Annotated in this window: 5 protein-coding genes and 1 pseudogene; all 6 read right to left on the bottom strand. The window is 41.1% G+C overall.

Translation table 11 applies throughout. The features are described from left to right. Positions 1-1111 (bottom strand): annotated as a pseudogene (locus PLA23_RS05455) (methyl-accepting chemotaxis protein); the annotation flags it as partial. Between the two features lie 200 nt (positions 1112-1311). After that, entirely contained in the window at positions 1312-2055 is a 744-nt protein-coding gene (locus PLA23_RS05450) for a hypothetical protein (protein WP_324328186.1), read from the bottom strand. Between the two features lie 50 nt (positions 2056-2105). After that, positions 2106-5468: a NosD domain-containing protein gene (locus PLA23_RS05445; RefSeq protein ID WP_324328184.1), complete on the bottom strand. Its 3363-nt coding sequence runs from the start codon at positions 5466-5468 to the stop codon at positions 2106-2108. 1097 nt (positions 5469-6565) lie between these two features. Continuing rightward, a complete protein-coding gene (locus tag PLA23_RS05440; RefSeq protein WP_324474319.1) occupies positions 6566-8827 on the bottom strand; it encodes a S8 family serine peptidase in 2262 nt (753 codons plus the stop codon). A 65-nt stretch (positions 8828-8892) separates the two neighbouring features. Further along, positions 8893-10098 carry a hypothetical protein gene (locus PLA23_RS05435; RefSeq protein ID WP_324474317.1) on the bottom strand — a complete coding sequence of 402 codons (1206 nt, stop codon included), beginning with the start codon at positions 10096-10098 and terminating at the stop codon, positions 8893-8895. 70 nt (positions 10099-10168) lie between these two features. Beyond that, on the bottom strand, positions 10169-11412 hold a 1244-nt coding region (locus PLA23_RS05430; protein ID WP_324474315.1), incomplete at its 5' end, for a PKD domain-containing protein.

Here is an 11412-nt window from a genome sequence, read left to right as displayed (position 1 = left end):
TATTTTTAATCTCATTGAAGTCTCCTTTGTACTCCTCTGTGATCTTTGGCGGGATGTCTCCTTTACTGATTCTGTCGATATATTCAGCAGAAACATTGATTGGTCCGATGTATGCATCAAGCATGTCGTTGATGCCTTTGATCATCCGTCCGTTCTCGCCCGGATACCGTGTATGATCAGCCCTGACATCGAGTTTCCCCTGGAGTGCAGCATCAATGAGCATCTTGATGTCATCATTTCTCATATGGACAACATCAATGAGAGCATTGAGGTTATTTTTAATCTCATTGAAGTCTCCTTTGTACTCCTCTGTGATCTTTGGCGGGATATCTCCTTTACTGATTCTGTCGATATATTCAGCAGAAACATTCAGGGGACCAAGATATGCATCAAGTATTTTATTCATTCCTGCAATCAAATTTCCATGATAACCAGGATATTTTGTAGGATCAGCTCGTGCATCGAGAATACCCTCCTCTGCTGACCGGATGAGATTATTCACGTCCTCTCCCCGCATCCTGGAAACACGGATGATCTGGTTTAGGTTCTGAATTAGTCTCTTAAATTCTCCCTTAAACTGGTTTTCATCATTGATGTCAGGAATCTTCCCTGCAGCAAAATCTGAAATCCCGGCAGATACCAGACGAACAGGAATAGTAACCGCTTCAATGCCCTGATCAAGATGCTCGACAATATCAGCAAACCCCCCCCGGTATTTTGCAGTATCAATGCGAAGGGTAAGATCACCCTGATCAAAGGTATTTGAAAACCGGGCAATGTCCTTTTCCAGCATAAACAGGCTTGAACGTATAGATTCGATGGTATCAGTAATATCAGAAAATTTTCCTGGAAGTTTCATTACTTCTGTCTGAAAATCTCCTTTTTGAATCGAACCAAGTGATGAACGGATACTATCGAGATTGTTCAGATATACATCCAGCATATCATTGAAAAGGGAAGCAATCTCACGGTCATTTTCAGTCATCCTGCTTAAATCCACTCTGGTATCTGATAAACCGGATTTATGAAATTCAATAACTTTCTTTATTTCAGACTGGAGGTAATCATAACCAGCTGCGTACATGGAATCATCAGTTCCCTGCCTACCCATATATTTCACCCGATTAATTTTGTAAATTATGGAGAATTTATGTTATCATTATATTTATAGTGCAATGCTGAAAATCCAGGAATAATCAGATTAAAAACTGATAAATAATGTTGGTAAATTAAGTTTACACGTATAAAGTTCATATAAATGGATTTATATCATATACACGATGCGAAAAATAAGGTAAAATTTAATAAAAATTAAACAGTTTTTTCTTCGCCAGGTTGCATCACCGGGTTCTCTTCCGGTGGGTTGCTGACCAGGGGTTCTTTCTTTTCATCATAATTTAGAGTCCAGTTCACTTCTGGCATATCAAGAAGCATTGCCTCCGTCTCTTCGGTGAGGTTGCCACTGATCTTTGTTCCGGTGAATGGCCCCCATGTTCCATCAGAGTATGAGAAGATTCCTTCAAGGGCTGTGGAGTTCAGGAATGTAATCGTCATGACACCGGCTGAGTAGGGTGGCTGATATGTTGGCTCCTCCCACCAGATACCATCCATGGCAGGTAATGTTTCATTTGAGTAACTGAAATTACCCTGGAGGTATCCCTGATTATCACCATTCTTATATGAACCACGGATGATGTCATCACCAGTCAGTTTCAGATTCATCTCACCAAGAAGATCTGTATCCCATACACCGGTAACATCTTCTATCTGTGTTCCATTTGCCATGAATGCCCAACTTCCAAAGTCCCAGGACGAGAATGAATACCTCCCTCCCCATCCCGTTCCCCATGGAAAAATTCCTCCATATGAAGTACTGGACTGTTGGCTGTAACTCTGAGAATATCCACACTGTGTTCCAAACCATGGATCCCATGCACAACCTGAAGACGACTGAAATTGTGAAGAAAAGCTGGATGAGTACCAGGCTGATCCAGTCGCCACCAGAGAGAGAACCATGATGAATACACTAACCATGAATACGGTAATCCGCTTCATATATTGAAATCAGTACCTCTAGTAAAAAAGTATTATGCAATGCTGATCAATCATGCAGCATTGGCATATGCCTTCTCTGATTCACTAAATCTCCCCATTGCTTTCAATACATCACCCAGGTTTTTCCAGGCTGATTTATATTTTGGATCCAGAATAACTGCTTTCTCAAGGGATTCGACCGCTTCAGGATATTTGCCTGCTAAAAACAGGGTATATCCCTTGTTATTAAGGATAAACGCATTTCCAGGGTCAATCGAGAGACCTTTGTCGTACATTTTTACAGCCTCCTCGTATTGTCCTGCGCGAGTAAGAATATTCCCAGCTTTATTCCATGCATCCGTCAGTGATGGATTAATCTCCAGAGCTTTCCGGTAGAGATCCAGTGCCCGTTCTGATTGTCCCGTCTTATCATAAGCAAATGCCAGATTAACCAGTGAATGAGTATCACGGTTGTCAAGTGATATTGCTTTTTCAAAGAAAGGAATAGCTTCGGCATACTTTTGCATATCAACCAAAAGAATATCCCCTGCGGTAGACCAGAGTTCAGGTTTCTCTTTATAAATATTCAGAATGGTATTCAGGTCCTGCATCGCCTCATCAAATCGCTTTAATTCCTTCAGACAAAGTGCTTTATCACGCCATGCCTGATAGTTGGTTGGAGAGAGTGCGATTGCATTCTCATATGCTTCTATAGCTTCCAGATAGTCACTGCTACCCATCAGAATTTTTCCTCTCGTTACAAAATCATCAGCAGTTTTGGGCTCAGGAAGAGGTCCAAGTTCTGCCAGGACCTGAGGGGATAAAGACTCGCCGGTATACCGTAACGGTAATTCATCAGAATTCCCCGTATAAATCATATAGGGAAGATCACAGATACCATCAGAATTTTTATCCTGACAGGTTTGGGAGTACCCTTTCCCATCAGGGAGAGCCCATACATTACCGGCTTTCATCGGGCCGCCGATGATATTTGTACCCGCTGCCAATGGTTCATTCCATTGGAAATTCGGTTTTCCTCCTTCCTGAATATGAACATTCTGGAAATTTTCCAGATAATTGTTCGTAATCCGGTTTATCTGATCTGAACCGACAGCATTCGTAATCAAAATACCTTCTGCAAAATTCGCGATAATACGATTATCTGAAATGGAATTATGACCGGAGGGCTGAAGCATGATGCCGGTTGCATCATTTCCGATGATTTCATTAAAAGTTATTATATTATTATCAGAATAATAATTATTTAAACCCCGGATATTTCGAATCAGACGGTTTCCTGATATGGTATTTTCTGAACTTTCTGAGAGCAGTATTCCTGATGGATTGTTTTTCTCACATGTATTATTCGTGATTACGTTTTTATGACCGGATAATACAGTTATACCCCCATTTCTGTTCCCTCCACAAAAGTTATTATCGATTGTTATAACACTGGCTCCATGATCAAGTTTTATACCATCATAATAATTATCCGTGACAAGATTTTTCCGAATCAATCCTGACGTTGATCCATCAAGGACAATGCCATACAGGTTCTTCATAATCTGATTATCTTCAATGATGAGATCTGTTGAATCAGCATCAGCGTGAACACCTGCAAATCCATTTCCGATGGATAATGAATTTTGAATATGGACATTTTGAGAGTTGGAGATATCAACTCCCTTCGTATTATATAATAGGTTGCATGAATCTATCATCAAATTCTGAACTCTTTTTGCAGATATACCAGTATATGTTCCAGTCACATTGAGGTTGGTTATAGAGATGTTGGTGACAGGTCTGTTTTCAGGTGACCAGATAAGGATTCCAGTCTGTAATACTGGCCCTTCTGTTCCAAACCTGATAGAAATCCCTGAAATTGTGTGTCCTTTTCCATCAATACTGATGTCTGAACCGGTAATAGTCAGAATAGATTCTGAATAATCAATGATATCGGAGCCGAGTGAATAGGATCCAGGATGAGAGAGTACTGCTGGTTCTGTAATAATATATTCATTCGTCTGCACTGGTTCAGGAGTGCCGGTGATCTCAGGGAGAACCGTTGTCTGATTCATTCCGGTAAATTCCTGGTTTTTCCCGGAGTTTTTCAGATAATTATCCATTGAAAGAGCATCTGCAAGACCATATCCATATACGGGATCCCATCCGGGGCTTCCCATATCGATTGCACTATGATAGAGGGCCTCCCGCAATTCTTCATTTGATACAGAAGGATACAGACTTTTTAATAATGCAAGTAATCCTCCGATATGTGGTGCTGCAGCACTTGTCCCGGTGAATATTTTCGGAAACCCTCCTGATCCTGATACTTCAACAGCATCTACACCCGTAATGTCCGGCTTATCTCTGATAGCAGGGACCGGGTGTATAATAGTGACTGTGCCCCGTGATGAAAATTCCTGTATTTTTTTATCATCTGCAGAAACAGTAGCAACTGATATAATATTTGGAACGGCCGCCCATCCAATGATCGAGTCGTCAAGACTTAAATACTCTTTTCCTACCGTGACACGTGACGGGTCAGACTCAAGGAGGAGTTCTATGTTTGATCCTTCACCTTTTCCTTCTTTCGCCCTGACTCTAATTTCTGCTTTCTGAGTTTTATCTCCTACGTTCTGATAATTAATTTTTTCATATGGTCTCTCTTCTCCTGTCTGAACCTTATTGGAAATTGCAATATCAGAATCACTCTGGAGATCATGGATAAAAAGATCAAAGTCATTTGATGCTGCATTAAATGGATCATCCCATTGTAAATGCACTTTGACTCTTCCACCTGGCTGAATTTCTAAAGGAATTCCTGTTGAACCATTAAATGAATGATACCCGTCCCCCCCATCAGTAAAGGTTCCTTGATAATGGGAATTTGCGGTATTACCTGCAGAACTGACAATCAGTACACCCGGATTTTCCTCAAGAATTCTCGATACCTCTTGCGCAAGATATCCATCTTCAAAATAGGGCACCTCATAATTGAAAACATCCTCAACTATGATTGTTGCGCCTGCTTTGATGAGATTATTAAAAGCTTTAATAAAATTCTCTCCTGTGCCTCCCCCAAGATCATGATAGATCAGAGTTGCACCTGGAGCAATATCATGAATAATCTCCATCATAGCCGTTCCTTCTGCACCCTTTCCATCCTTTAAAACAATCACATTTTCCGGAAGGTCACCCAGTGATTGGGCATTCGAAAGGCCCTTTGCCCCATTTGAAATTACTCCAACGATGACACCAGTTCCATCTGCAGTTGTGGCATTTCTCAGTTGATCGGTCTTTAGTATGCCATCTCCTGCAGTCTGGACTGAACCTGCACCTGAAACAGGGTAACAAAGAGTTACGATAATGGCGAAAATTATGAGATATTTTATAAAGCTGTTCTGTTTTGTCTGTTTATTTTTTATTGTCATGGTTTATCATTTCCGAGAGGTACTGGTCTTTTTTTCATTGAGAGAATACAAAGGTATGGTCTGAAGGCATGGTGATGTTATTCCTCCCCATGTTGTTATCATCACATGAATCCACCTCATTGCATATATCATCCGGATGACAGTTCTGAATAAGGGGTTTATCCAAATCATTGGTGAAATCCTTGTTACAATCGATACAATAACACTATAACTCCGAGTCATTGTATCGGATAAGATAACATTTAGAAGTATCCGGAATGAGGTTTTTGTTTCATCAGGAGAGAAGATACCCCTCCCCCAGGAGGGCATTTGATGACTTTACACAGTGCCTTTCCGGTTGGTAATATGTGGTACAAAAGAGTGCTCTGAATTACTTTCTTTCATCATATTCATCCTGCGTACCTGTTTCATTCATAAAAAAGACATTTTGAGTCAGGTTAATCTGGACTGGTGGTGTCTGAGGGTGTTCACGTAGAGAGGGCTGTGTGGGAGTAGGGATACGTGAAGGAGGAAAGGTTGGTACAGGTGTTTGTTTTTGCCAATAATAGTGGTACTTACTGGGATTGGATAGTGAATGTGTCTTTCCCGGATTGATTTACAATTTATATGTTTGCTAAAGAATACTGACCGGTGGAATAGCAGGAGTTGTCGTTTCAAGGTGAAGGTTCAGGAATGGTGAAGGGATGGCTGATAAGATATTTGTACCTGTTCCTTCTCTTCATATACGCCATTTTTATTGCAATCATGACAATACCCGGATGGGTATATAGGATAGGCTATAATAGATATATCTAATAATTGACCCTGTTTATTGGATGTACTCTCGTCTGCTGAATTGGTCTTTTTTTGCGTATTTATTATCAGGATTGTCGTTTCCATTTGGTTATGATTTCTTATGCTCTGTCCCATGACAGGTTTTCATTTTTCATTGTCAAATAATGACCCATTATATATGTTATAAAATTGCGCGAGAGGAATGGTATCAGATGGGCATTCTGTTACCAAACCCCACTTAATTTTAGAAGAGAGATATGTTGCAGTTCTATGAACGTATGGTGAGATAAATGGTGATGTATAAAAAGAAAAGATTAAATTGATTAATACCCGCAACAACCGGTTGGATATGGGGTCGGGTAACTGGTTGGATGATATGTCGGATAATACGTCGGGTATGTATAGATAGTAGTCATCGATATTTCCTCTGAATATGAAAATGGTACAGAAGAACTTGCTGGAGCTTTGGTTGGTTCAGGTGTTCCGTTTGGATCATCACATATCCCGTCATAATTCAGATCAGGGCAGGGGACAACTCCTGTGGGAAGACCCGTAGGGACTGCTGTGGGTTCTGCATTCTTTAGAGTATATATATCCTCCCGTCTGTTATCCCGGATGATATTGTCTTCCATTATTGTGTTTACACTCCCAATGGTATCGATTCCATAGAGATTTTTCTCAATGGTGTTTCCTTTGACCAGGTTATTGGATGAACCATCTTTAATGGCAAGTCCTTTATATGAATTTCCTGACAGGAGACAGTTTTCTATCACTCCATTATCAGATCCATACAGACTAATTCCGATTGCGTTGTGAGAGAGCGTACATCCATCTATAGTGAGTTGATCCAGTTGTTTCCCGATGATTGCGTTTGTCGCACCTTCGATAACCATATCTTTAATGACGATATTCTTTAATTTTCCTGAATCCGGGGGCTGGATAAGGATTGCATTTTGATCAATTGGTGCATTATCAATAAACTGGACACTCAAACCCTCAATTTTCTTACCTGCACCAAGGATGGTCACATCAGAAGACATGATGGTAATAATGGATCCGGCTGAGTGAGAGATATCCTTTCCAAGAGTATAAATCCCAGGTGCGGTTATAATAACTGGACCGGTAATCTCACCTGAACCAGATACCATCACTGGTGGTTCTATCACTGATTGTATCTGTCGTATCGGTTTTTGCGCCAACGATGGATCCAAAGGATTATTTGGGGATAATCCTTTTAATTTTTCATACATTTTCATTGCATCAGGCAATCCATACCCAAAAGCAGAATCCCAACCCGGTTCTCCTAATTCAAGGGTTGTGGAAAGCAGGGCATCTCTCATATCATCAGCAGGAATGGTAGGAAAAAGACTCCATTCAAGTGCCAGCAACCCTGCAATGTGTGGAGCAGCTGCGCTTGTACCGGGAAATATTTTTGGAAATCCCCCGGCCCCTGAAACAGCAACCTTACTTATCCCGGTTATATCAGGTTTTTGTCTGACGGTGTTCTCTGGATATGTTACGGTCACAAATCCTCGTGATGAATATCGTTCAATGGCATTGACTTTTTCCGGAGAAATTGCAGCCACAGATACTACTTTTGGAACTATTGCCTGTCCGATAATGGAATCCTCAATGACCAGATGTTCTCTGTTTATGTACACCTTATCTTTTTGTGCATTGATGAAAATCTCAATATTTTTATCTTCTGCCGACGGGTTTTCTTTTTTAACTCTGAGTTCTCCCTGAACCAGATGCATGCCATCATTGATGTAGGTGAATTTTTCTTCAGGAATGGTTGTGCCATCCTGAACCCGCTCACTCAGTGCAATGAGCTCTCCATTTTCTTCAAGGTACAAATTGTAATCATTTACCGAGCTGCCATACATATCATCCCATTGTAAAAAGGCGGAAAACATACCACCCGGCTGAATTGCAATGGGAATTCCTTTCATACCATTAAATGAATGATAACCGGTTCCGTCATCGGAAAATTTGTCCTGGTAATGAATTTCAGCATTATTTCCGGCAGCACTCACAATAATGACTTCAGGATGTTCCTCTAAAATCCGATTTATATTTTGAGCAATATACCCGTCTTCGAAATATGGTACCTGTAAAAAACCGACATCATCAACAATAATTCTGGCACCTGCATCTATGAGCGATTCTATGGCATAAATAAAATCATTTTGTGCACCCCCACCAAAATCATGATATATGAGAGGTGCGCCAGGAGCAATATCATGAATGATCTCCATCATCGCTGTTCCCTCACTCCCTTTCCCGTTCATGAGAATAAGAATGTCCTCTGGAAGATCTCCTGATTGTTGGGCCTGCATAAGTCCTCGTGCTCCATTTGAGATGACTCCCACGCCAATACCTGACCCGTCTGCTCCGGTCAGATTCCGTAATTGATCGGTTTTCATTATTACATCACCGATTGTATATGCCTGACCTGCTCCTGCACCTGGAGAAATACAAAAAAGGATGAATAAAAAAATAATTATGAATTTAAAAAATAACTCTGACAGAAAATTTTTTGCCCCTCTTTTCATCTCATCATAACTGTCAATAGGTAAGTCCATGTGTTCTTCATCAATGTCCGATATAATAAAAATTTGTACGGTTACGTAAAAAAATGATAATTATATTAGATTTGAGTGTCTTTCGTTAATTCTTCATCACATTGTCCATTACCATCAGAATCCATGCAGAATTCAGCAAAGGTACATTCAGATGGTTCAGAACAGTTCATGATTAAGAGAATATCAGAATCGCAGATATTATCCCTGCTTCCCATATAATCAAGACCCCATTTTTCATTACAGAGAATAATGGCATAATCATTCATCGTACATGTCCCATCGTCATCAATATCAAGACAGTATTCACAATCCTGATCAGGATCACAAGTACCTATTGATCGGATCCCGCTTTGTGGAATAATCAGGTCTGACTTAAGGTAATTTATCGTTGATTGCGGGGTTTCACTCAGACCCCCTTCGGCAGATACACCGGATGACGTACCAGATGGGGTGATCGGAAGGTTAATCTGTATAGGAGTCTGAGGCTCTTCACTTACACCTCCCGTCTGTGTATCTGGTTTTGCTCCGGCTACTATTGTTCCTGATGATTCCGAATCATCACAGACTCCATTCTGATTACAGTCATCACAAAAACCTGAAGGACAGGATGTACAGATAATTCTGCATGGATGTGTTGCAGTCGATGACGGTACTGTCGGTGACTGACCTGCCGCAACGATTGGCGATGCTCCGGTATAAGGAGAGATGGTCTGGGCAGGAGGTGGCGTTGTTCCGGTTTGTTGTCCTTGTTGTCCGGATGGCCCGGTAATTGGGGAAGGCGTGGCAGAATTCATGATTGCTCCCCCGGTTTTCATATCAATAAATACACCGGACTTCGGATCATAATAAAATTGTGCATACATTTTTCCTTCTTTCGTATACTGAGTAATTAAAAACCATCCATACGTTGGCGAATAGAATTTTTGAAGAACATTATCAAAGAACCAGTTCGTTTGTGTAATTGGGTCAGAAAATGTTCCGGATCGTGTTCCGGGTTTCCATTGTGGAGGAATTATCTCATTTGCCGGGATGGTCCCCGGACCTCCTGAAGTCTGCTGGCCGGCCGGTTTTGATGGTGTTCCTCCGGTCATAACCAGGGTAGATGTACTAAAGCCAAGGTTACTAGATGAACTGCTGGAGGATGAAAACCCTCCTGATGAACTGGTTGACGATATTCCTGAAGACATTGAGAATGCCGATCCACACCAGACCACCAGAAGGAGTATGCACACAGCCACTCCGGTCAGTTGAATAATTCGTTTTAAATTCATGAAAATCTCCCCTGTAAGATAATTTTTAATGTGTAACTCTTCATTCAATTATACAAAACGTATGTATTAATTAGAGGATTGTCACCTGCAGCGTGCTCATACAATCATTTTCTTTCATTGATTCTCCTGAAATTGCATTCATGGAATATACTCCCGGTGAAGCTTTACTGGTATCAATGGTCACGGTATGGGTACCATTTTTATCCAGTGCCATCAGGCCATATAATCCTGTTGCATTTGGTGTTTGATTACTACCAGTCAGTTCTGAAAGAGATGTGCCGGATTTTTTGTCAGGTATAAAAGAACCAATGGTATACGGTCCCTCAGGGTGATCAAATATCATATCTTCATCACTGATGAGAGGATACGTGAACGTTTCAGAAGATGTATTATTTGATGTAATCCAGAAGTATACCTTTTCAAGAGGGTCTTCGGTTATGGTGATCTGGATATTCTCACCTGATTGAACAGATTCAGATTCTGATATCACTGATAATCTTGAATCACAAGTACTACTAGTATCTGAAACGGTGTTCATCATAAAGGAGGGTTCCGGTTCAGATATATCTGATATTGGTGCGCTTTGGACAGGAGTACTGACACTTGATGGAGTTACAGGTGCTGATGAAATCCCCTGGTTATCCGGTATGGCAGAACCTGCTGTCACAGTAATATAATTTTTCCGTTCTTTCATCCCGGTACTAGAATCTTTGGAAATTTTTAAGATGACCGTATAGGTTCCCGGGGATGAGTAAATATGTACCGGATTTTTATCATTGGATGTCGTTCCATCCCCAAAATCCCATACCCATGTCTTTGGTTCTCCTTTTGACATATCAGTAAAAGATACTGCCAATGGCGCAGGCCCTGTCTGTGGACCTCCGGTAAAATCTGCAGAAAAGGATGGAACAGCAATGGGAATTACCGGCATAAACGGATTGGCAGAGACTGAAATCAAGTTTTTGAATACAGCGGTGTCTGATGCTCCCTGACTATCAATGACCAGAAGAGAGACGGTGTATATTCCTGGTGCCATATAGGTATGCATCGTTCGTGGGCCGTCCCCGGTGTATCCATCTCCAAAATCCCAATGCCATTCAATCGGTTTTCCCACTGATGTATCGGTATACATGACATTGAGCGGGGCTGTTCCCTGAATCGGTCCGATTTGTGCATCAGCCTTCAATGCAGAACCCTGCACACTTACAAATCCTGTAATTATGATAAAGAGGATAAGGTATTTCCAACAATTGTTTCGATTCCCCATTGTCAGCCCTCCATGAGATCTGATATGGTCAAGAGTGACGGATGAGA

The sequence above is a fragment of the Methanospirillum sp. genome (assembly GCF_035406105.1).
In the GTDB taxonomy this organism is placed as follows: domain Archaea; phylum Halobacteriota; class Methanomicrobia; order Methanomicrobiales; family Methanospirillaceae; genus Methanospirillum.
The sequence above is the reverse complement of the archived record's forward strand: the minus strand, read 5'-3'. Positions and strand labels throughout refer to the sequence as shown.